Source organism: Vibrio sp. 10N.222.48.A3, from assembly GCF_041475345.1.
Classification (GTDB): Bacteria; Pseudomonadota; Gammaproteobacteria; order Enterobacterales; family Vibrionaceae; genus Vibrio; species Vibrio tasmaniensis_A.
This window is the reverse complement of sequence record NZ_JBFRVX010001138.1, coordinates 1-1,082: the sequence shown is the minus strand read 5'-3', so window position 1 is coordinate 1,082 and position 1,082 is coordinate 1. Positions and strand designations below refer to the sequence as shown.

The 1,082-nt window shown below is 38.8% G+C and carries 1 protein-coding gene; it reads right to left on the bottom strand.

Annotated features, from left to right (window positions below; all coding sequences use genetic code 11):
- Positions 1 to 191 precede the first annotated feature (191 nt).
- The gene (locus AB4653_RS24415; RefSeq protein WP_009848625.1) at positions 192 to 812 is read right to left on the bottom strand and encodes an SEC-C metal-binding domain-containing protein; all 621 of its coding nucleotides are present in this window, start codon (positions 810 to 812) and stop codon (positions 192 to 194) included.
- Between the last annotated feature and the right edge of the window lie 270 nt (positions 813 to 1,082).

Below are 1,082 nucleotides of genomic sequence, written 5' to 3'. Positions count from 1 at the left end.
GCGGGTAACTCGGTTGCTTTCGGTTTTGTAGTGATTTCTCAATTCGTTAAATCGAAGAATGACTAACAATTAGCACATAATGTTCAGAAACGAAAAAGTCGACCACGAGGTCGACTTTTTTATTGCTTAAGCTTTTATCACTTAAAGAGAATCTAATGCTCATTCAAGCTTAATCTATCAACAAGTCTCGATTAGCTGTTTTTACCACAGCACTGTTTAAACTTTTTACCACTTTCACACGGGCAAACATCATTTCGGCCGATGCCCTTAAACGGATTCACACTTTGAGATTTATTTCCGAGCATCGCTTCATCCGCTGCTAGCGCAACTTCTGTCACCATCAAATCGACTTGCCCGACTAGATCATTCAAAGTTGGCGGGGTTTCTAATCCAGCTGCTTTCATTTGCTCGATTGTCTGTTCTTCATCAATCGCCAGCATGAATGTTGTTAACATTGCTTGTAGCATGCGTAATGTGCCATCTGCGATTGACGTTTCCTGCCACTGTTCTTCAATCGTCGGCCAGACCATCATAAAACCTTCAGAAAAATCGGCTAGCTGTTCAGCAAAATTATCTGCATCAAGCACTTCTGTAAGCAAATATTCACTTCGCTGAATGAGGTTATGTTGGCGATTAATTTGCTCGGTGACTTGAGGAACGAAGTCCTGACCAGTTTCAGGAATAGCTATAGGTAACCAAGCCTCTGGATCAAGAGGTTTAGTTGCAAGGTTAGATGCAAATATAGCACCTTCTACAAACTGGGCTGTTACGTCGTTAATTGAGTCAGGAAGACTCAATAATTGATACTTCATATTACTTCACTAGTCGGTCAATTCTGTTGTCTCCATTATACCCACAAGGCTAACAATTAGTAATTATTCGTATAGCTCTATGATTAATTACACCTACCAGTAGCCACGCAAACATTATCTTTAGTTCAATTCAGCAAACTAAACTTATTTCATTTTGAAAATTTAAGTTTGAAGTGTAAAAGAGTCACTGAAATATTTAGTTACATATAGAATACATTATGAAACAACACCAAAATGGTTTTACTTTGATAGAGTTGGTCTCTGTCGTCG